Source organism: Photorhabdus heterorhabditis, assembly GCF_018448905.1.
In the GTDB taxonomy this organism is placed as follows: Bacteria; Pseudomonadota; Gammaproteobacteria; order Enterobacterales; family Enterobacteriaceae; genus Photorhabdus; species Photorhabdus heterorhabditis.
This window is the reverse complement of sequence record NZ_RCWA01000004.1, coordinates 20,742-43,044: the sequence shown is the minus strand read 5'-3', so window position 1 is coordinate 43,044 and position 22,303 is coordinate 20,742. Positions and strand designations below refer to the sequence as shown.

General features: G+C 41.9%; 21 protein-coding genes. 10 read left to right on the top strand and 11 right to left on the bottom strand.

Going from position 1 to position 22,303, the window contains the following annotated elements:
- Positions 1–164: 164 nt before the first annotated feature.
- On the top strand, positions 165–2,438 hold the full coding sequence (locus tag EAE89_RS03575) for a zinc/cadmium/mercury/lead-transporting ATPase (protein WP_149615871.1): 2,274 nt from the start codon (positions 165–167) through the stop codon (positions 2,436–2,438).
- Between the two features lie 165 nt (positions 2,439–2,603).
- On the opposite strand, the gene tusA is transcribed toward EAE89_RS03575, so the two are convergent.
- Entirely contained in the window at positions 2,604–2,852 is a 249-nt protein-coding gene (gene tusA, locus EAE89_RS03570) for a sulfurtransferase TusA (protein WP_015835818.1), read from the bottom strand.
- Positions 2,853–3,178: 326 nt separating this feature from the next.
- Between tusA and EAE89_RS03565 the strand changes: the two genes are divergently transcribed.
- Entirely contained in the window at positions 3,179–3,847 is a 669-nt protein-coding gene (locus tag EAE89_RS03565) for a 7-cyano-7-deazaguanine/7-aminomethyl-7-deazaguanine transporter (protein ID WP_054477132.1), read from the top strand.
- Positions 3,848–4,073: 226 nt separating this feature from the next.
- Positions 4,074–5,174, top strand: coding sequence for a glycerol dehydrogenase (locus EAE89_RS03560; RefSeq protein ID WP_054477134.1), 1,101 nt, complete (start codon positions 4,074–4,076; stop codon positions 5,172–5,174).
- A 97-nt stretch (positions 5,175–5,271) separates the two neighbouring features.
- On the opposite strand, the gene EAE89_RS03555 is transcribed toward EAE89_RS03560, so the two are convergent.
- Positions 5,272–5,703, bottom strand: coding sequence for a DUF29 domain-containing protein (locus EAE89_RS03555; protein WP_054477136.1), 432 nt, complete (start codon positions 5,701–5,703; stop codon positions 5,272–5,274).
- Positions 5,704–5,848: 145 nt separating this feature from the next.
- Positions 5,849–6,280 carry a DUF29 domain-containing protein gene (locus EAE89_RS03550; RefSeq protein ID WP_214085378.1) on the bottom strand — a complete coding sequence of 144 codons (432 nt, stop codon included), beginning with the start codon at positions 6,278–6,280 and terminating at the stop codon, positions 5,849–5,851.
- Positions 6,281–6,775: 495 nt separating this feature from the next.
- Here EAE89_RS03550 and glpT point away from each other — a divergent pair, with 495 nt between their 5' ends.
- Both glpT and glpQ read left to right on the top strand, forming a co-directional pair.
- Positions 6,776–8,128 (top strand): glycerol-3-phosphate transporter, encoded by a 1,353-nt coding sequence (glpT, locus tag EAE89_RS03545; protein WP_054477140.1) that lies wholly within the window; start codon positions 6,776–6,778, stop codon positions 8,126–8,128.
- 140 nt (positions 8,129–8,268) lie between these two features.
- Positions 8,269–9,339: a glycerophosphodiester phosphodiesterase gene (gene glpQ / locus EAE89_RS03540; protein ID WP_214085377.1), complete on the top strand. Its 1,071-nt coding sequence runs from the start codon at positions 8,269–8,271 to the stop codon at positions 9,337–9,339.
- Between the two features lie 41 nt (positions 9,340–9,380).
- Here the strand turns inward: glpQ and epmA are convergent, their stop codons facing one another.
- The 3 genes from epmA to EAE89_RS03525 form a co-directional block, all read right to left on the bottom strand.
- On the bottom strand, positions 9,381–10,358 hold the full coding sequence (gene epmA / locus EAE89_RS03535; RefSeq protein ID WP_054477144.1) for an elongation factor P--(R)-beta-lysine ligase: 978 nt from the start codon (positions 10,356–10,358) through the stop codon (positions 9,381–9,383).
- A 309-nt stretch (positions 10,359–10,667) separates the two neighbouring features.
- On the bottom strand, positions 10,668–11,081 hold the full coding sequence (locus EAE89_RS03530) for a fascin domain-containing protein (RefSeq protein ID WP_214085376.1): 414 nt from the start codon (positions 11,079–11,081) through the stop codon (positions 10,668–10,670).
- Positions 11,082–11,591: 510 nt separating this feature from the next.
- Positions 11,592–12,008 (bottom strand): fascin domain-containing protein, encoded by a 417-nt coding sequence (locus EAE89_RS03525; protein ID WP_054477149.1) that lies wholly within the window; start codon positions 12,006–12,008, stop codon positions 11,592–11,594.
- A gap of 1,305 nt (positions 12,009–13,313) precedes the next feature.
- On the opposite strand from EAE89_RS03525, the gene frdA reads away from it, so the two are divergent.
- From frdA to frdD, 4 genes are read left to right on the top strand one after another with little or no spacing between them, the layout of a single operon-like run.
- On the top strand, positions 13,314–15,110 hold the full coding sequence (gene frdA, locus EAE89_RS03520) for a fumarate reductase (quinol) flavoprotein subunit (protein ID WP_054480905.1): 1,797 nt from the start codon (positions 13,314–13,316) through the stop codon (positions 15,108–15,110).
- The gene (locus EAE89_RS03515) at positions 15,103–15,837 is read left to right on the top strand and encodes a succinate dehydrogenase/fumarate reductase iron-sulfur subunit (protein WP_149615872.1); all 735 of its coding nucleotides are present in this window, start codon (positions 15,103–15,105) and stop codon (positions 15,835–15,837) included. Before frdA ends, EAE89_RS03515 begins: the two co-directional genes overlap by 8 nt.
- 15 nt (positions 15,838–15,852) lie before the next feature.
- Entirely contained in the window at positions 15,853–16,245 is a 393-nt protein-coding gene (gene frdC, locus EAE89_RS03510; protein ID WP_214085375.1) for a fumarate reductase subunit FrdC, read from the top strand.
- 16 nt (positions 16,246–16,261) lie between these two features.
- Entirely contained in the window at positions 16,262–16,615 is a 354-nt protein-coding gene (gene frdD, locus EAE89_RS03505; protein WP_054480899.1) for a fumarate reductase subunit FrdD, read from the top strand.
- Positions 16,616–16,904: 289 nt separating this feature from the next.
- On the opposite strand, the gene sugE is transcribed toward frdD, so the two are convergent.
- Both sugE and efp read right to left on the bottom strand, forming a co-directional pair.
- Complete coding sequence (gene sugE / locus EAE89_RS03500) at positions 16,905–17,219, bottom strand: quaternary ammonium compound efflux SMR transporter SugE (RefSeq protein WP_054480897.1); 315 nt, start codon at positions 17,217–17,219, stop codon at positions 16,905–16,907.
- Between the two features lie 240 nt (positions 17,220–17,459).
- The gene (gene efp / locus EAE89_RS03495) at positions 17,460–18,026 is read right to left on the bottom strand and encodes an elongation factor P (RefSeq protein WP_054480895.1); all 567 of its coding nucleotides are present in this window, start codon (positions 18,024–18,026) and stop codon (positions 17,460–17,462) included.
- A gap of 39 nt (positions 18,027–18,065) precedes the next feature.
- Between efp and epmB the strand changes: the two genes are divergently transcribed.
- Positions 18,066–19,094: an EF-P beta-lysylation protein EpmB gene (gene epmB / locus EAE89_RS03490; protein ID WP_054480892.1), complete on the top strand. Its 1,029-nt coding sequence runs from the start codon at positions 18,066–18,068 to the stop codon at positions 19,092–19,094.
- 58 nt (positions 19,095–19,152) lie between these two features.
- Here the strand turns inward: epmB and EAE89_RS03485 are convergent, their stop codons facing one another.
- From EAE89_RS03485 to EAE89_RS03475, 3 genes are all read right to left on the bottom strand, one after another.
- Entirely contained in the window at positions 19,153–19,494 is a 342-nt protein-coding gene (locus EAE89_RS03485) for a DUF4156 domain-containing protein (RefSeq protein ID WP_054480890.1), read from the bottom strand.
- Positions 19,495–20,199: 705 nt separating this feature from the next.
- Positions 20,200–21,846, bottom strand: a complete 1,647-nt coding sequence (gene groL / locus EAE89_RS03480) for a chaperonin GroEL (RefSeq protein WP_054480888.1) — start codon at positions 21,844–21,846, stop codon at positions 20,200–20,202.
- Between the two features lie 63 nt (positions 21,847–21,909).
- Entirely contained in the window at positions 21,910–22,203 is a 294-nt protein-coding gene (locus EAE89_RS03475) for a co-chaperone GroES (protein ID WP_054480886.1), read from the bottom strand.
- Between the last annotated feature and the right edge of the window lie 100 nt (positions 22,204–22,303).

Sequence of the window (22,303 nt, the reverse complement as noted above, 5' to 3'; positions counted from 1 at the left end):
AAAGAGCTTTGCATCATGAAGCCGATATTGCAGATGAAAATCAGTGTCAACACTTAGTTGCACAATTTACCAATTTATTTTCTCTTTTTTATTTGACTCTGGAGTAGGCTCCAAAGTGTAGAGTTTAGTCATCATATGTGAATTAACTCTGTAAGGGGGAGCCCATGTACTCAAATTCAAACAAAAATAACACCCATCAACATAACCATCATCATGGAAGCTGTTGTACGACTACCGCCTGCACAGAGCAAGCTCAACATGTTAGTGAACATTCACATAAACATGATGGGGCCTGTTCACATGAGCACAGTCATTCCCATGATACACAAGAAACACTGATACCCGAGCTTTTGGCAAGCCAGCGTTTTAGTTGGGTTGTGAATGGTATGGATTGCGCAAGCTGTGCACGTAAAATTGAAACGGCAGTCAGAAGAATTCCAGAAGTGAAACAAGTCAAGGTCCTGTTTGCAACTGAAAAACTGGTTGTAGATGCCGATACAGATATACGTTCAACAGTCATCCAAGCTGTCAACCAAGCTGGATTTAAACTTCACACCCCAAATGCAAATCAGAAAGCACCAAAAGGCAGCCGCTGGAAAGAATTTGCACCAATCGCCATTCTTTCACTGATGATGCTACTAAGCTGGGGAATCTCCAATGTCAATGCCCCATTTGGCCGCATTGCCTTTATTATCACCACCTTGATTGGATTGGTACCTATTGTTAGCAAAGCCTGGAAGCTCATACGATCAGGTACACCATTTGCCATTGAAACACTAATGAGCGTTGCTGCAATCGGTGCACTGTTTATTGACGCCACCGCTGAAGCGGCAATGGTACTCCTGCTGTTTATGCTTGGTGAAATGCTAGAATCTTATGCTGCTGGCCGTGCGCGTCGAGGGGTTAGTGCTTTAATGGCGTTAGTTCCAGAAGAGGCTCTGTTGGTAAAAAATGGTGAAAGAAAAACTGTTCCGGTCGCCGATCTTCGCCCTGGCGATATTATTGAAATTGCACCGGGGGGACGTTTACCAACCGATGCAGAATTACTCAACTCATTCGCCAGCTTTGATGAAAGTGCCCTGACAGGAGAATCCATCCCGGTTGAACGCATGCAGGGAGAAAAAGTTCCGGCAGGTTGTTTGTCCGTAGATCGTTCAGTACAAATGAAAGTATTGTCTGAACAAGGTAACAATGCCATTGATCGCATCCTGCAACTGATTGAAGAAGCAGAAGAACGCCGCGCCCCTATTGAGCGCTTTGTTGACCGTTTCAGCCGGATTTATACTCCGTTGATTATGCTGTTCTCTGCATTGGTTATCATTATTCCACCTACTGTATTCAGCCAACCGTGGGAAACTTGGATCTACCGTGGTCTTACTCTGTTACTAATTGGTTGTCCTTGCGCATTGGTAATTTCTACACCAGCCGCAATCACCTCTGCCCTGGCTGCAGCAACCCGCCGTGGTGCACTAATTAAAGGCGGTGCTGCACTGGAACAACTCGGTCGAATCACAACTATCGCTTTTGATAAAACAGGTACGCTGACAGCCGGCAAGCCACAAGTCACTGATATACAGTCAGCGGAGAATATCAGTGAATCTCAGCTATTAGCTCTGGCCTCTGCCGTGGAAAGTGGCTCCCATCACCCACTGGCTAAAGCTATTTTGCAACATGCAAAAAGTAAAAACGTTAATGTGATTGAAGCTGAACATCGTAAAGCACTGGCAGGTATCGGTGTTGAAGGTCAATTAGAGGGTAAACGCATCTTAGTCAGTACACCGGGCAAGCTGCCGGAGAATACTTTATCTGATGATTGGAAACAAAAAATTATTCAGTTGGAAGATGGTGGAAAAACTGTTGTTGCCGTGATGCATAACGAGCAATTCATTGGACTTATCGCTATGCAAGACACATTACGTCAAGATGCGATAGATGCCATCCATTTACTGAAAAGTCAGGGTATCAAATCAGTGATGCTGACAGGTGATAACCCACGTGCTGCAACTGCAATTGCCAGTCAGTTAGGAATGGATTTCCGTGCTGGGTTAATGCCAGAAGATAAAGTCAACGTTATCATGGAATTGAATAAAAACCACAGCACAATGATGGTTGGTGACGGCATTAATGATGCACCAGCAATGAAAGCGTCCAGTATCGGTGTCGCAATGGGGAGTGGGACTGATGTTGCATTAGAAACCGCAGATGCAGCATTGACCCACAACCGTCTGACAGGTTTATCAGAAATAATCGCCCTGTCTCGCGCAACTCATAATAATATCCGCCAAAATATAGCTATTGCACTAGGACTAAAAGGGATTTTCCTTATCACTAGTCTACTCGGTATCACTGGCCTGTGGATGGCAGTATTAGCTGATTCTGGCGCTACAGCTCTGGTAACGGCAAACGCAGTAAGGTTACTGAGAATTAAAGTGAAATAACAAAACCATTTTACGATTAATGCCAGTCCTCAACTTCTTAAAGGATATGGGGTTTATCCCAAAAGCTACCCCATATTCTTGGCTTGTTGCCACAGACCAAGTCAATAAAACCAATTACCAAGAGCATTTACATCAACAAATAATAAATCCCTTTCATGCCCAAAGTTAACTCTCTGTTTTCCGAACCAAATAGCGATAAGGCATTTGTTCCGTTTCTTGCGCAACAAGCTGATGCTCCATAAAACGGCAGAAACTGGGAATATCGCGTGTAGTCGCCGGATCATCTGCAAGAATGAGTAACATCTGCCCTGCTTCCATATGACGCACGGTTTTCCGTACCATCATCACAGGCTCAGGGCAACGAAGCCCCTGTGTATCAAGGGTTTTATCTGGGTTGGCAAAAACATCTGGCATAACTATCTCTGTAATTCCAAGCAACTGATGAAAGTTGATTATACCCGTTATCTTTCAAGTTGCCTCTTTGTTGGCTGCACTCACTCACCCCGGTCACAGAGTTCTCTATGACATAGTTATCTCTGCTCCCGGGGATTCGCTCCCTTGCCGTCGCGATCCATCTTGAAATCCATAAGGTATATATTATAAAAAGGCTATCCAAAAATGAACTTTACAGGCAAGCATCTTGATTTTATGTACAACCGACGTATCATGCGCGGCGCCGTCAGTTAAAGCGGCAGGTATTTCATTGGGTTCCCTCACCCCATTATCCAAAAAGGTACAATATGCTTTCATTTACGACATCACAGCGAACAGCTGCTTTGATTTGGCTTTCGTTATTTCATATCCTGATTATTATTTCCAGTAATTATCTGGTGCAATTACCTATTTCTATCTTTGGTTTCTATACCACTTGGGGAGCATTTACTTTCCCATTTATTTTCCTTGCAACAGATTTAACTGTTCGTATCTATCATGCGTCACTTGCAAGACGAATCATTATCACCGTTATGATCCCAGCTTTACTGATCTCTTATGTTATTTCTGCCCTGTTTTTTCAGGGAATATGGCAAGGGTTCACTGCGTTGTCTGAATTCAATCTATTTGTTGCTCGTATCGCTTGCGCCAGTTTTATGGCCTATTTGCTTGGGCAAGTACTGGATGTCTACGTCTTTAACCGTCTGCGGCGAAAACGTAACTGGTGGATTGCCCCAGCAGCGGCAATGTTCTTCGGCAACTTACTTGATACTCTAACTTTCTTCTTTATTGCCTTTTACCGCAGTACCGATGCTTTTATGGCCGCAAACTGGGTCGAGATTGGATTAGTTGATTACTGCTTCAAGCTATTAATCTGCTTATTATTTTTCCTACCAGCTTACGGTATTTTACTGAATTTGATTCTAAAGTACTTTTTTGCTTATCAGGCTGATCACTCTCATATCCAGGTTCGCTGATCCTTATATGCCCGGTAGATATCGGGCGTAGATCAAAAAAATGCACATTTCCCTCTATAAAACGGGTATAACAGTTTTTTTATCCGTAACTGATCATTACTTTTTATCATATAGTGTTAACCAGTTGAGTAAATAAGTACTTTTTTCATTCGAAACCCGTTTCTCTGTTTGCCAAGAAAATTTATGTGGTAAACAGGCATTGAATTTCCACAAAAGGAGTATTTCTATGCTGAAAGTTATCCAAGCCCCATCCAAATATATTCAGGGGCCTGACGCCCTGCTCTCCATTGGTAAATACACAAAAACCATTGCCGACCATGTGTTCGTTATTATGGGTAACTCAGCAATGAAATTGGTAGGAGATACCGTTCATAACAGCCTAGAAGAATATGATATTACTAGCCATTTTGAAGTGTTTGGTGGTGAATGTAGCCGTAATGAGATTCAACGTCTGTCTGACATTCTAAAAAAAAATGAGTGCCAAGCGGTTATTGGTATCGGTGGCGGTAAAGTACAGGATACGGCAAAAGTGGTTGCCTACGAATCCAAGCTACCTATTCTAATTGCACCCACTATCTCCTCCACTAATGCCCCAACCAGTGCTCTATCTGTTATTTATACTGATGATGGCGAATATGAAGATTATCTCTTTTTCCCAACAAACCCAGATATTATACTGGTAGATACTGCTCTTATCGCCAAAGCACCAACCCGCTTTCTGGTTGCCGGAATTGGAGACTCACTGGCTACCTATTTTGAAGCCCGCAGCTGTAACACTGCCCATAAACCGAGAATGACAGGTGGCGGGATATCCCGCACAGCAATGGCTCTTGCCCATCTATGTTACGAAACCTTGTTAGAAGAGGGTTATAAAGCAAAATTGGCCGTTGACGCAGGGGTCAGTACGCCGGCGGTAGAAAATGTTATCGAAGCCAGCATTTACCTAAGTGGTCTGGGATTTGAAAATACAGGTATAGCCGCCGCACATTCCGTACACAATGGCTTTACCGTATTGGAAGAGTGCCACCATATGTACCACGGCGAAAAAGTTGCTTTCGGAGTAATAGTCCAACTCGTGTTGGAAAACAGTCCAAATGAAGAATTAGATACTGTGCTCGATTTCTGTGTACAAGTAGGGCTACCTGTCACTCTGGATCAGCTTGGCGTGAAAGACGGCGAAAAACTGAAAGAAAAAGTGATGGCAGTAGCGAAAGCCAGTTGCGCTGAAGGCGAAACTATTCACAACATGCCTTTTGAAGTTACACCGGAAAAAGTGTACGCCGCTATTCTGGCTGCTGACCGAATGGGACGCGACTGGCTGTATTAAGACTGGAAGAAGCGGGCAAATTGTCCGCTTTTTTTGACAACCACAGTAACGCACTGATCAAAGTCAGTGCGTCAGATAAGAAACAAGTTCATCAGGGTTATTCAGGCCAGAAATCATTATCTATTATTTGTTGAAACGTCCAGGGACAGGTTTCAGGAAAAGCATCTTCCATCATGCCAGTCTCTTTTGACGCGAGTAATACAGCGTCATCATAAGCATCTCTGAACGATTCAACGAGTCGGTGCTTTAGACTGGGGCTTTCCTTCAAACAACGATTCACTTTTTTACGCTGAACATTAATCGTTAATGTCCAACTACGACTTCGCCTTACAGGTTGGTATTTCCATTTCAGTAAATGAGCGATTAAAACTTCGAGACGCGATTCGAATTCCCGTCGCTCACTACGCCCCATAGCCTCAATCTCCTCCAAAAGATTTTCAGTGTCCAGCATATCAATGTGGCCGGAACGGATGAGGTTTGCCTGCTCCTGAGTCCAACCATAAAAGTCGCTATTATAACGTGTTGTCATGGCTCCTCCACTTGGCATATGGCATATCAGCTATACAATTATATAATCGATGAGTCTGTCAGATTATTAACATACCGTCAAAAACGAGAGACAAAAAACGCACTGCTCAAAACCACAGTGCGTCAGATAAACAAATTTATCGAAATCATTCAGGCCAGAAATTCTCATCCATTATTTGTTCAAACGTCCAGGGACAAGTTTCAGGGAATACACGACGCCTAATATTAGTTTCCCGTTCAGCGGCAATCATAGCATCACCATAGGCATCAAATAGCATTTCACTAAGTTCTGATTTTAAGCTAGGACTTCTTTTAAAACGACGGGCTATTTTTCTTCTCTGCTCTTCAATCGTAAGTTTCCAGCTTCGCCCTTGCCGTTCAGATTGGAACTGCCATTTTAGAAGGTGAAGAAACAGCAACTCAAGACGAGATTCCAACTCGTTTCTTTGGCTATTCCCCATGCTTTCGATCTCCTCCAAAAGGTTTTCCGTGTCTAACTGGCTCAAATTGCCGGAACGAAGCAAGCCAGCTTGCTCCTGAGTCCAACCATAAAAGTCGCTATCATAACGTGTCGTCATGGTTCCTCCACTTGTATATCAGCTATACAACTGTATAAATTATGAGTCTGGCAGATCATTAGTATACCGTCAAAGCAGTCTGTTTATCGTCAAAATCGATTATTCATTCGCTATCAATTGAGAAGCTCCCAATGTCTGTCAGGATAGATATCCAGCAACAAAATATGCATAAAAACTGTGGTCTTTGTTTGAAAAAGAACAAAAACGAACTAAAAACGCTCACCAACAATTAAGTAAAGCTCGTTATTGTGACGCCAGTCACAATTTCATTGGTAAAGTACGTTTTAAAAAGTTAACAAATCACTCAGAATTGTTGCTTGGGCAAAACACCTTTAACAACTGAGTCTTATCTCACAGATTAGATTGGGTTATTTCGATTATCATAATTTTCGTTATAGAAAATAACTACTTACAAAAATTTTCGTTTTCCCATCCGGTGGCATTAGTCAACCGGTAAGTTGTTCATATAACTAGATAAGCCATCGGAGGCAAAATATGTTAAGTATTTTCAAGCCGGCGCTTCATAAGCCCCGACTGCCAACAACACAGATAGATCCAGTCTATCGCCGTCTACGCTGGCAAATTTTTATGGGGATTTTCTTTGGTTATGCCGCTTATTATCTGGTAAGGAAGAACTTTGCTCTGGCAATGCCTTATCTGGTTGAGCAAGGTTTTTCCAAAGGTGATCTCGGTTTCGCACTATCAGGGATCTCTATCGCATACGGCTTCTCCAAATTCATCATGGGTTCTGTATCCGATCGTTCCAACCCTCGGGTCTTCTTACCAGCCGGTCTGATTCTCGCGGCGGTTGTTATGCTATTCATGGGTTTCGTACCCTGGGCAACTTCCAGTATTGCTGTCATGTTCGTGCTGCTGTTCCTATGTGGTTGGTTCCAGGGTATGGGTTGGCCTCCTTGTGGCCGTACTATGGTTCACTGGTGGTCACAGAAAGAACGTGGCGGTATCGTTTCTATCTGGAACTGCGCACATAATGTCGGTGGTGGTTTGCCACCGTTACTGTTCCTGCTAGGTATGGCGTGGTTCAATGACTGGAAAGCGGCACTTTATATGCCCGCTTTCGCTGCAATCTTGGTTGCTCTGATCGCATTTGCTCTAATGCGTGACACACCACAATCTTGTGGCCTGCCACCAGTTGAAGAGTATAAAAACGATTATCCACCTGACTACACAGAAAAAGACGAAAAAGAATTAACCGCCAAACAGATTTTTATGCAGTATATATTGCCGAACAAACTGCTGTGGATGATTGCCATTGCCAACGTGTTCGTTTACTTGCTGCGTTACGGTATTCTTGACTGGTCACCAACCTATCTGCGTGAAGCCAAACACTTTGCGTTAGACAAATCTTCATGGGCTTACTTCCTGTACGAATATGCAGGTATTCCAGGCACTCTACTGTGTGGCTGGATGTCAGACAAAGTATTTAGAGGCAACCGAGGTGCAACCGGCGTCTTCTTTATGACCCTGGTCACTATCGCAACGATTGTATTCTGGCTGAACCCGGCTGGTAACCCAAATGTAGATATGGCTTGTATGCTGGTTATTGGCTTCCTGATCTATGGTCCAGTTATGCTGATCGGCCTGCACGCTCTTGAACTAGCCCCTAAAAAAGCTGCGGGAACAGCCGCTGGCTTCACTGGCTTGTTCGGTTACTTAGGTGGCTCAGTTGCGGCTAGTGCCATTGTCGGTTACACCGTTGACTTCTTCGACTGGGACGGTGGCTTTATGGTTATGATAGGCGGAAGTGCCTTGTCTGTTATTCTATTGTTGATTGTTATGATTAACGAAAACAAGTACAAACAAGAATTAGCCCGTCAGCACAGCTAATTACTCCCACCAAATCATGGTATATCACTTATAATTAAACTGTAGCATTGTTTATGCTACGGTTTTTTAATCTTTCATTTCAGCTAAGAAACATGGTTAACACAGCACAACAATCTCATTACTAAAACGGAGAAACACATATGCGAACTCCAATAAAAACCATGGTAACGGGCATTATTTTAGCATCCTCTATGTCAGGCATAGTTCAAGCGGCAGATAAGATTGTGATCGCCCATCGCGGCGCAAGCGGATATTTACCTGAACACACCTTACCTGCTAAGGCTATGGCTTATGCTGAAGGTGCCGATTATTTGGAACAAGATTTGGTTATGACTAAAGATAATGAGTTGGTGGTACTTCATGATCACTACCTTGATCGCGTAACTGACGTTGCAGATAAATTCCCTAACCATGCTCGTCAAGACGGACGTTACTATGCCATCGATTTCACCTTGTCTGAAATCAAGTCATTGAAATTCACGGAAGGCTTCGAGATTAAAAATAACAAGCGTGTACAGACCTATACCCATCGTTTTCCGATGTGGAAATCTGATTTCCGAATTCACACTTTTCAAGAAGAGATCGAGTTTATTCAGGGGCTGAACAAATCTACTGGCAAAAACATTGGTATCTACCCTGAAATCAAAGCACCGTGGTTCCACCAGCAGGAAGGTAAAGATATTTCCACTAAGGTACTGACAGTGTTGAAAGAATATGGCTACACCAAGAAAAGCGATAAAGTCTATTTGCAATGTTTCGATGCCAACGAACTTAAACGCATCAAAAACGTGTTGGAACCCAAACTGGGAATGGATTTAAAGCTGGTTCAACTTATTGCTTATACCAACTGGAATGAAACCTATGAACAAAAACCAAACGGTAACTGGATAAATTACAGCTATGACTGGATGTTTAAACCAGGAGCAATGAAAAAAATAGCAGAATATGCTGATGGCATTGGTCCTGATTACCATATGATTGTGGATGAGAGTTCTACACCAACCAATATTAAATTAACTGGTATGGTGAAAGATGCTCACGCTAACAATGTAGAAGTCCACCCATACTCCATTCGGGTTGATAAACTGCCTAAATACGCCACCAATGGCGATCAGCTTTTCGATATCATTTATAATCAGGCGGATGTAGACGGCGCATTCACCGATTTCCCTGATTTAGGTGTGAAATTCCTGCAAAAACAGCATAAGTAGATGCAAACGGGCGCTTCAATCAGCGCCCTATCGTTTAATAATTATGCCTTACTTACCGAAAAAGCAATAACATCACTGAGCTTTTCTGCCCCTAAAGCCAGCATTACCAAACGATCAACGCCAAGCGCCACACCTGCACACTCAGGCATTCCCTGTTTCAGAGCGCCAAGCAAATTTTCATCAACTGGACGCACAGGTAAACCCAGCTCTACGCGTTTACGATTATCCTGTTCAAAACGCTGACGTTGTTCATCACCATCAGTCAATTCCCGGAAGCCATTTGCCAATTCAACACCTTTGAAATAGACCTCAAAACGCTCTGCAACCCGGTGATCTTCTTTGCTGATTTCAGCCAAAGAAGCCTGAGAAGCCGGGAAATGGTAAATAAAAGTTGGCTTTTCAATACCGATATGCGGCTCAACGCCGACGGTAAACAAAAGTTGCAATAAAGTATCCCGATCTTCCTCTGTATCAGCAATATTGCTCAGATCCAGTTTGGCGGCAACTTCACGCAATTTTTCTTTCTCTGCGGACAATGGGTCAATATCCAGATAACGCAAGAAAGCTTGCTGATAAGAGAGTAATTCCGCACTTTCGCAGTCAAGTATCTGCTGAAGTAAGTCATCCACCTCATTTATCAAGCGGTACATATCATAGTGAGGCCGGTACCATTCCAACATGGTAAATTCAGGATTATGATAACGGCCCGCTTCCTCATTACGGAAACTGCGACTGAGCTGGTAAATAGAACCACTTCCTGCCGCCAGTAGACGTTTCATGTGGTATTCTGGGCTTGTCATCAGATAAAGAGTCATACCATCTGAAGCACCAGGACCAACAAACTCTGTCTGAAAAGGAAACAAGTGGATATCAGTCACTGTAGACTGCCCCATAGCCGGTGTTTCGACTTCCAATACCCCGCGATCTGCGAAAAAGCGTCGTATTTCAGCTAAAATAGTCGCTCGTTTCAACAAGTTAGCGATAGGAGCACTTGGTTGCCAGTTTGCTGTGTCGCTCATGTAAATGACTCCAAAATAAAACAAAACGTGCAGTCTACCTGCATCACACATATCAGACAAATCATTACCGTCTGATCATCTCGGAACGACTTAATTTTTTCTAAATCAAAACTACAATAGATTCGTAACATCCAGACATATACCCTTCATCTTTCAAGTTGCTGCTTTGTTGGCTGCGTTCACTTGCCGCCGTGCTGCAATTTGAAATCTATTGGGTATATAACTATTAGTTATCGCCAAAATATTACCGTTGGAACGTGATCGATTTTACCTGACCACGACAAAGCCCGAGCCAATCAAGATCACGATTTACTCTAACAGCGTTATCAATTTAAAGTGACAATACGCGTCTATATAGGTCTTATCCGGTTTAATATAATTAATACCTTTTATATTGATCCGACTTAGATATTTTCCATTATCTGCACGCAAAGCTACCACATTAGCTTCGACATCTTCTACAGTAAACTTAGAATAAACATCAATACTTGATTTTGCAGCTTCAATATAACTACCGCTAGGTCGAAGAATCCGACTCAAATATAGCCCATTGTCTGCCCGAAGCGCCATCGTATGAGCATCAAATAGTTCCACGATATACCGGGAAGAAGCACCAATAGTATATCTACCAGCCTGAATGTAATTAATTTTCCCCTGACTGAATCTACTCAAATAGAGTCCATTATCTGCTTGCAATGCGATAGTATGATCAGGTAATGCCATGACATCCTCCTGTTTAAATATATTTAATTTCTTAAATTAATTACTTATAAAATATCATTTAAACACCATATCAACTTTCTATTCCTATGAAAATAAAATTCCTTTATTGAATATATACCATTATTGTTAAACAACAAGATATATTTCATCTTTATTCTTAATATTAGAGAAAATCATAATTCAATCCACACTGTCATTTATAAAATAACAAGAGATAATTATCATATTTAAATTAAAAAAATAAGATATTATAATAAAAGTGAAGAATAATTTAATTTGATTAATTATAATGTTATCAATAACACTAAAAACACATTATGAATTATTTATACCCAATAGATTTCAATAACTCTGTGACCGGGGTGTGTGAACGCAGCCAACAAATAGGCAACTTGAAAGATAACAGGTATACAAGCAATAATTAATCTTTTCATCTGATATATTAAAACAGTGATCAGATTTACCTGACCACCAATAAATTAATATAAACAAGAATCACTGTTTAACCATTCATAGTTTTATTACCTTAAACTGGCAATGTATATCCACATCGTCTCTATCCGGTTTAATATAGCTAAAAATACCTCCTGAATTGATCCGACTAAGATATTTACCATTATCGGCACACAGGGCTATCATATTATTATCGATATACTCTACTGTAAAAACAGAATAAATATCAACACTCGATCTCACAGCAACAATATAATCACCACAAACCAGAGAAAATCGACTTAAATAGAGACCATTATTTGCACGAAGCGCTATTTTATTAGAGTTAATCTTTGTTAAATAATATTTTGAGTAAATATCAACAGTAGATTTATTCGCTTCAATAAAATCAATTCCGCCCCCTCCCCGATCAATTCGACTCAAAAACAGCCCATTATCTGCCTGTAATGCGATAGTACCGCTTAATAATTCCATAATATTATCCTGTTCATATATATTCAATTGAATTAATTATATATACCCAATAGATTTCAAGTTGCAGTGCGGCGGCAAGTGAACGCATCCAACAAAGCAGCAGCTTGAAAGATGAAGGGTATAACATCATATTAATACTCCATTTTTTACTATCACTATTGGGTATAAAATCTCTTTGTTGAATATATACAACTAATATTATCTTTAAATAATAAAATATATTTTATATTTATTTCAAGTAATATTGTTATTTAAAATTAAAATAACAGCACACTATAAATATATTTAAAAATAAAAAGTGGTCAGTTTTATCCGACCACTACAAAAATAATGCCTATGAAAATTAATTTTCATTAAATTATCGTTATCATTTTAAAATATAAAAATAATCATAGACAACTAGTATTTAATGGAAAAATATATCTTTATCTTTATCTTTATCTTTATCTTTATCTTTATCTTTATCTTTATCTTTATCTTTATCTTTATCTTTATCTTTATCTTACAGCTTCAAGATAAATAATCACAGATATTCCCTCTCTGCTCATAACTTTTTAATCTTAAATTCAGAATAATAATTAACAATCAATAAAAACAACTATAAAATATAATTAATAATTTTAACAACCATCCTGAATTAACTAATTAAAATAACTGATTATTTATTTTATATATTTAGTTGACAATCATATTATTTTAAAAATACTACTTTCGAATATCATTAAACTTTCATAGTATTATATCATCAAATCAATTAATACTCCCTCTCTAGGTTATCACTCTACAACCCAATTCTGGATAATAGAATCAATTAAAATATCTAAACAATTAATCCTTAAGATGAATGCAAAGAAAAAAGGGCCAATTTTTGTTTTAGATCAATATATACCTTATGGATTTCAAGATGGATCGCGGCGGCAAGAGAACGCATCCCCAGGAGCATAGATAACGATGTGACTGGGGTAAGTGAACGCAGCCAACAAAGCAGCAGCTTGAAAGATGAAAGGTATAGATAACGATGTGACCGGGGTGAGTGAGTGCCGCCCACCAAGAGGCAACTTGAAAGATAACGGGTATATTCATAATCAAATCCAACAAAACCCCCTTTCATATCAAATTTCCCCCATTTGCAATTCGCTATACTTAATCCCAGACAAAAAAGTAACAAATAACTATCCTTAATCGTCAAAGCACAGATTTTATCTACAGAATCCTGCCATATGATAAACAATAACAACAACATTTATGGATAGTTATAACGCTTTTGATTACTGACTCATTTCACTTGAACAATGGAGAAGCACAGTGCAAACCTTTAATGCCGATCTCGCTATTATCGGAGCCGGGGGCGCAGGTCTACGGGCGGCAATTGCCGCCGCTGAGGCCAATCCTCAAATGAAGATTGCTTTGATCTCAAAAGTCTACCCAATGCGTAGCCACACGGTGGCAGCAGAAGGCGGATCAGCCGCAGTCACTCAAGCTCACGACTCCTATGATTTCCATTTCAATGACACGGTATCCGGTGGTGACTGGCTGTGTGAACAAGATGTCGTTGAATACTTTGTCGAACATTGCCCGACAGAAATGATCCAACTGGAGCAATGGGGCTGCCCATGGAGCCGTAGAGAAGATGGTTCCGTCAACGTGCGTCGTTTCGGTGGTATGAAGATAGAACGTACCTGGTTTGCGGCGGATAAAACTGGCTTCCATATGCTACATACCCTATTCCAGACCTCTCTTAAGTACCCGCAGATTCAACGTTTTGACGAACATTTTGTCCTCGACATCCTAGTAGATGAAGGACAAGCTCGTGGCTTAGTTGCACTAAATATGATGGAAGGCACCAAAATTCAAATCCGGGCCAATGCCGTTATTATGGCAACCGGTGGGGCAGGTCGCGTATACCGTTACAATACTAACGGCGGTATCGTGACTGGTGATGGCATGGGCATGGCATTCCGTCATGGTGTACCACTACGTGATATGGAATTTGTTCAGTACCATCCAACCGGCCTGCCAGGTTCCGGTATCCTAATGACAGAAGGTTGTCGTGGTGAAGGTGGAATTCTGGTCAACAAAGATGGCTACCGCTATTTACAAGATTATGGCCTCGGCCCTGAAACTCCATTAGGCAAACCTGAAAACAAATATATGGAACTAGGTCCCCGTGACAAAGTTTCTCAAGCTTTTTGGCATGAATGGCGTGCCGGTCGTACAATTTCGACTCAACGTGGCGATGTGGTTTATCTGGATCTACGCCATCTAGGTGAGAAGAAATTACTTGAGCGCCTGCCCTTTATTTGTGAACTGGCAAAAGCGTATGTTGGCGTTGATCCGGTGAAAGAACCCATTCCGGTTCGCCCTACCGCACATTACACCATGGGCGGTATCGAAACTGACCAGAAGTGTGAAACCCGTATTAAAGGACTGTTTGCTGTTGGCGAATGTTCTTCTGTTGGTCTACATGGTGCAAACCGCCTTGGTTCCAACTCTTTGGCTGAACTAGTGGTCTTTGGCCGTCTGGCGGGTGAAGAAGCCGTGAAACACGCTCAGCAGGCAACGTCGGCTAACAATCATGCACTGGATACTCAAGCACATGATGTCATAGCGCGTCTTAACAATCTGCTAAAACAAAAAGGTACTGAAAGTTGGTCTAAGATCCGCAATGAATTGGGGCTTTCTATGGAAGAAGGCTGCGGTATCTACCGTACCCCTGAATTAATGCAGAAAACTGTTGATAAGATTGCCGAGCTAAAAGATCGCTTTAAACACGTTCAGATTACTGATAACACCAGTGTATTCAACACTGATCTGCTATATACCATTGAACTTGGTTTCGGTCTGGAAGTCGCCGAATGTATGATTCACTCTGCAATCAACCGAAAAGAATCCCGTGGTGCACATCAACGTCTGGATGAAGGTTGTACCGAACGTGATGATGAAAACTTCCTGAAACATACGTTGGCTTTCTATAAGCCTGACAGCACACCTGGCCTAAAATATAGCAACGTAAAAATTACCAAATCTACTCCAGCAAAACGCGTGTACGGCGGTGAAGCCGCAGCACAAGAGAAAGAGCATAAGGAGCAGGCGAATGGCTGATATGAAAACCCTGAGAATGGAGGTCATGCGCTATAACCCGGAAAGTGACCATGAGCCCCATTTTATAGCCTATGAAGTTCCTTACGATGATCAAACCTCCCTGCTTGATGCGTTAGGTTACATTAAAGACAATCTGGCTCCCGACCTCTCTTACCGCTGGTCCTGCCGTATGGCTATCTGTGGCTCTTGCGGTATGATGGTTGAGCGTGTGCCCAAATTGGCCTGTAAAACCTTCCTACGTGATTATCCACAGGGCATGAAAATTGAAGCATTGGCTAACTTCCCTATTGAGCGTGATTTGGTCGTTGATATGACTCACTTCATTGAAAGCCTGGAAGCCATCAAGCCATACATCATCGGAAACGACCGTAAACCGTCTGAAGGTCCGAATATTCAAACTCCAGCACAGATGGAAAAATACCATCAGTTTTCCGGCTGTATCAACTGCGGCTTGTGCTATGCCGCTTGCCCTCAATTTGGTTTGAACCCTGAATTTATCGGCCCAGCGGCGATCACTCTGGCTCATCGTTACAATCTTGACAATCGTGACCGCGGTAAGAAAGAGCGTATGCCGCAACTTAACAGCCAAAATGGCGTATGGAGCTGTACTTTCGTTGGCTATTGTTCTGAAGTTTGCCCGAAACATGTCGATCCGGCCGCTGCAATTCAACAAGGCAAGATCGAAAGTGCTAAAGACTTCATGATCGCCATGCTGAAACCACAGTAAGGGGAGAAATATACAATGATGACCAAACGTAAACCTTATGTTCGCAGTATAGCTCCCAACTGGTGGCAAAAACTGGGCTTTTACCGCTTCTATATTCTCCGTGAAAGTACTGCGGTTACTACGGTGTGGTTCAGTATCTTATTGATATACGGTGTATTCGCTCTGAAAGGTGGCACACAGAGCTGGGATGGATTTGTCGCATTCCTGCAAAATCCCGTGATCTTACTGATTAACCTCATCACTCTACTGGGCGCTCTACTGCATACCAAAACTTGGTTTGAACTGGCACCCAAAGCAGCTAACGTAGTGATAAAAGGTGAAAAGATGGGGCCTGAACCTGTGATCAAGCTGCTATGGACTATTACCATTATCGTCACCGCTATCATCTTAGGCATAGCCTTACTTTAATCCCAGGGAGGATCTGATGAATCAAATACCTAAACGTTCCGATGAACCGATTTTCTGGGGATTATTTGGTGCTGGCGGTATGTGGGGCGCAATTGTAACCCCAGCCATTATTTTACTGATAGCAATCCTTTTACCATTGGGAATAGCACCAACAGCATTAAGCTATGAGCGAATCCTGATCTTCTGCCAGAGCTTCATTGGCCGTGCTTTCTTATTGCTGATGATCATTCTGCCGCTATGGTGCGGTTTACATCGTATCCACCACGGTATGCATGACTTGAAAATTCATATCCCTGCGGGTAAATGGGTCTTCTACGGCATGGCAGCAATTCTGAGTGTTATTGCTACTATCGGGGTTTTCACACTGTAATCGAACTGTAATGAGTTAAAGGCCAATCAACCCCGGCCTTTAACTTATCAGTACCTTTTCAGATCTATACCCAATGGATTTCAAGATGGATCGCGACGGCAAGTGAACGCCCCCCTAGGAGCATAGATAACTATGTGACTGGGGTAAGTAAACGCAGCCAACAAAGCAGCAGCTTGAAAGATAACGGGTATATATCCTTTACTTTAAGTGACTTTCATATGTGAAGGCTCTTAGGCTACCATCCGAGATTATTTACTCTTCACCCAAGCCTTTGGAGTGCAGTTTAAAATTAACTGGTCAATTTCAGACCAATAATACCAGAAACAATCAGAACGAGGCTCAATATTCTGGCGATACTCGCAGATTCACCCAACACGATGATACCAAAAATGGCAGTACCCACTGCGCCTATTCCAGTCCACACGGCATAGGCTGTACCTACAGGTAATCCCCTCATTGCATACGCAAGCAATCCCATACTAAGCGCTATAGCACTGACTGTCATAAGACTTGGCATTAAGCGAGTGAAACCATGCGTGTATTTCAGACCTACCGCCCAGACGATTTCAAATAAACCAGCAATAACAAGAATAAACCAGGACATATCAACGTCCCCTAGAGTTGCGGGGTCGTCCCCAAGAAACGGCAGTATACCTAGGTCGTCCTAGATAACCATTAGAAGTGAAAGCAGATTATAATTGCGTAAAATCACGGTATCAATAGCGCGATTTTACGATAATCCAGAGATATAAAGCTTATCCCTTACACATTGCTCATCAATTAAGAAAAACCGCAGCCTGTTGCCAAAACTGCGGTTTTTACTAAATCCCGTTGCCGTCAACGGTTATTTCACACGGGAAACGTATTCACCAGAACGGGTATCTACTTTGATCACTTCGCCGATTTGTACGAACAGAGGTACTTTAACCACAGCGCCAGTACTCAGAGTTGCGGGTTTACCACCTGTACCAGCAGTGTCACCTTTCAAACCTGGATCGGTATCAGTGATTTCCAATTCAACAAAGTTTGGTGGAGTTACAGAGATAGGCTGACCATTCCACAGCGTCAGGATACATTCCGCCTGTTCAACCAACCATTTCGCGTTTTCGCCAACTGCTTTTTCATCAGCAGCTAACTGCTCAAAGGTTTCGTTGTTCATGAAGTGCCAGAACTCACCATCGTTATACAGGTAAGCTAGGTTCATATCCATCACATCAGCAGATTCTACAGAGTCAGTAGATTTGAAAGTTTTTTCTAACAGTTTACCGGAAATTAGCTTGCGGATACGAACGCGGGCAAACGCCTGGCCTTTACCCGGCTTTACGAATTCACTCTCAAGGATAGCGCACGGTTCGCCATCTAACATGATTTTAAGACCTGAACGGAATTCATTGGTACTATAAGTAGCCATGGAGACCCTCTAATTTAAACAAAATGGCTTAGCCAAAAAATGGCGCACATTATAACCCCAAAGATCGTCATCAGAGAAGACTGGTTGAAACAACTTACAGATGTTATTACTGATCCTGATGAATTATTACAATTATTATCTTTACATGAACACCCGGAGTTGACCAAAGGAAGCCGCGCACGTCGCCTGTTTCCACTACGGGTACCCAGAGCTTTTGCTGCCCGTATGCAAGCAGGCGATCCTTATGATCCACTGTTACTACAAGTCATAACAGCAGCGGAAGAGTTCAACATTGCACCCAGTTTTTCTACCGATCCTCTGGATGAACAACGCAGTGCTGTTCCCGGTTTGTTACATAAATACCGTAACCGCGCATTATTGCTGGTTAAAGGAGGATGCGCGGTTAACTGCCGTTATTGTTTCCGTCGTCATTTCCCATATGAGGATAACAAAGGTAATAAACGCAACTGGCAGCAAGCATTAAATTACATTCAACAACATCCTGAGCTTGATGAGATCATTTTCTCTGGCGGCGATCCATTAATGGCAAAAGATCACGAATTGGATTGGCTGATCAGCAACCTGGAAAAGATTTCTCATATCAAACGACTGCGTATTCACACCCGTCTACCCGTGGTTATTCCTGCTCGGATCACAACTACGCTTTGCAATCGGCTGGCCCAATCAAGATTACAGGTGATCATGGTGACACACATCAATCATGCTAATGAAATCGATCAATCTTTACGAAACAGCATGATGTTACTGAAACGCGCAGGCATTACGTTACTGAACCAAAGTGTGCTATTACGTGGTGTCAATAATCATTCTGATACGCTAGCTGATCTGAGCAACGCTCTATTTGATGCAGGAATTTTGCCTTACTACATTCATGTACTCGATAAAGTGCAAGGTGCCGCTCACTTTATGGTAAGTGATGAGGAAGCCAGAGAAATTATCCGGGAATTACTGACAAAAGTTTCAGGTTACTTAGTGCCACGCCTAGCGAGAGAAATCGGTGGAGAATCGAGTAAAACACCATTAGATTTGGGATTAAAGCAAAAGTGACAAAAACTCATGCCCGGGTACTTTCTTACCGGGCATGCCATTCAAAACCTGAATACCATTACTGACATTTATAAACTTGACCAACCATTTTACTGTCTAATGGAGCAAAGCTTGATAATAGACTTTCACTTGGGCTGGTTACACCATAAATCACATTTCCGCCCATAGCTGCGGCTTTATTACGCAAATCATTAGCTGCACCGCGCATTGAGCTGCTTTCATTACTTACACCAATCCAGTTACTTTGAATGCCTGTCACTTCACCTAATAACTGACACTCGCTGCCTGGCTTAGTATCAACAAAACGAATCTGTGAGCCACTGGAAGTTAATTGGTTAGTGGCGGTACATCCTGCTAACAGTAACAATGCTGAAGCACTGAACAAAACTTTAATTCGCATGTTTTCCCTCATTTATTGTTGAAAATTCGACAATTAATCATCAATATACCTTGTTACACACCAATATCGCAAAGCAAATAATTTATAACTGAATCCTTGCAATGAAATATTCGGGCTAAAAGCTTTTTATATCAGGAAAAATTCAGTAAAAATAGAGAAAAATAGCTAAATAAATAACATGAAAAACTTCAAAGTTGATGTTACAAAAACTGGCTTATTAAAGATAACATAAAAGATTTTATCAATTACAACAAAAAAATGAATAAAAAAGATAATATTAGAACGACATAAAAATATAATAATATACTATGATAATAACTGATGACTTTTTAGATAGTTAGCATAAGAATAATCTTGATTTAACAATCTATTACCTATATATCCGCAAGGAATTATTATTTCCTTTTTTTATTATCTGGTGGCAAAAACACAAAAACTCCAGTGGAGAGAAATAAATATACCACATCTAGCATAAATAAAAATTCCGAAATATATCCATTAATCATCACTCTGAATTTTGATTTATCCCCAATATACCCAATAGATTTCAAGTTGCAGTGCGGCGGCAAGTGAACGCAGCCAACAAAACAACAACTTTAAAGATGAAGGGTATACACATAAATATAAAAAAAACGGGCAGATTACTCCGCCCGTCTGATATTCATATCGCGTATTGAGGGTTCAATACCGGCGACTGAACGGCTATTACATCATGCCGCCCATTCCACCCATGCCACCCATACCGCCTGCTCCACCTAAATCAGCTTTGTCATCTTTAGGCAGGTCAGTCACCATACACTCAGTGGTGATCATCAGGCCAGCAATAGATGCTGCGAATTGCAGTGCAGAACGGGTTACTTTGGTTGGGTCCAGAATACCCATTTCGATCATATTGCCATACTGTTCAGTAGTCGCGTTATAACCGTAGTTGCCTTCACCTGCTTTCACCTTGTTTGCAACAACTGAAGGTTCTTCGCCTGCGTTGTCAACGATCTGACGCAGAGGTGCTTCCATTGCGCGCATTGCAACACGGATACCTACGTTTTGATCTTGGTTGTCGCCTTTTAGACTAGCAATAGCAGCTGCAACACGAACCAGTGCCACACCACCACCAGCGACCACGCCTTCTTCTACCGCAGCGCGGGTTGCATGCAGGGCATCGTCAACACGGGCACGTTTTTCTTTCATTTCAACTTCTGTTGCAGCACCAACTTTAATAACAGCAACACCGCCAGCCAGCTTAGCTACGCGCTCTTGCAGTTTTTCACGATCGTAATCAGAAGTAGATTCTTGGATCTGCTGACGAATCTGAGAAACACGGCCATCGATTCCAACTTTGTCACCAACACCATCAATAATAGTTGTAGTGTCTTTGTTGATAACAACACGTTTTGCCTGACCCAGATCTTCCAGAGTTGCTTTTTCCAGTTCCAGACCGATCTCTTCAGAGATAACGATACCGCCAGTCAGAACAGCGATATCTTGCAACATAGCCTTGCGGCGATCACCGAAACCAGGAGCTTTAACCGCTGCAACTTTCACGATGCCACGCATGGTATTAACAACCAGAGTTGCCAATGCTTCACCTTCAACATCTTCAGCAATGATCAGCAGAGGCTTGCTTGCTTTAGCAACACCTTCCAGAACTGGCAACAGTTCACGGATGTTGGAGATTTTTTTATCTACCAGCAGAATAAATGGGTTTTCTAATTCAACAGAACCAGTTTCTGGTTTGTTGATGAAATAAGGAGAGAGGTAACCACGGTCGAACTGCATACCTTCAACGACATCCAGTTCATCTTCCAGGCCAGTACCTTCTTCAACGGTGATTACACCTTCTTTACCGACTTTGTCCATCGCTTCTGCGATCAACTTACCTACAGTTTCGTCGGAATTGGCGGAGATAGTACCTACCTGAGCAATAGCGGTGGAATCTAAGCAAGGTTCAGACAGCTTTTTCAGTTCTTCAACGGCTGCAACCACAGCTTTATCAATACCACGTTTCAGATCCATTGGGTTCATGCCAGCGGCTACGGCTTTCAGACCTTCAGTAACAATAGATTGAGCCAATACAGTTGCAGTCGTTGTACCGTCACCCGCAGCATCATTTGCTTTAGAGGCAACTTCTTTCACCATCTGAGCGCCCATATTTTCGAACTTATCTTCCAGTTCAATTTCACGAGCAACTGAAACGCCATCTTTAGTGATTGCAGGAGCACCAAAAGATTTATCCAGAATAACGTTACGGCCTTTAGGACCCAAGGTTACTTTTACTGCATCAGCAAGAACATTCACACCACGTAGCATCTTAACGCGAGCATCGCTACCAAATTTTACGTCTTTAGCTGCCATTGTTTCTTTCCTTTAAATTCGTTCAGTTAAGAAGATCTAAGCGCAACACTTACGCTTCAACAATTACTCTTCAACAATTGCCAAAATGTCGCTTTCAGACATGATCAATACTTCTTCGTTATCGATCTTCTCTGACTTAACACCATAACCTTCGTTAAAAATAACGATATCCCCAACTTTCACACTCAGCGCTTTTACGTCACCGCTGTCAAGGATGCGGCCATTGCCTACAGCCAAAACTTCACCACGAGTAGATTTGCCCGCAGCCGCGCCAGTCAGCACAATACCGCCAGCAGATTTTGATTCAACTTCTTTACGCTTGACGATTACACGATCATGCAATGGACGAATATTCATTGATAGCTCTCCTATAAGAAAGTCCATATCAGGTAAGAGGATTGATACTAGTATGCTTTCACGAACCAGTATCATAATAAATTAAATGGGGACTTATTTA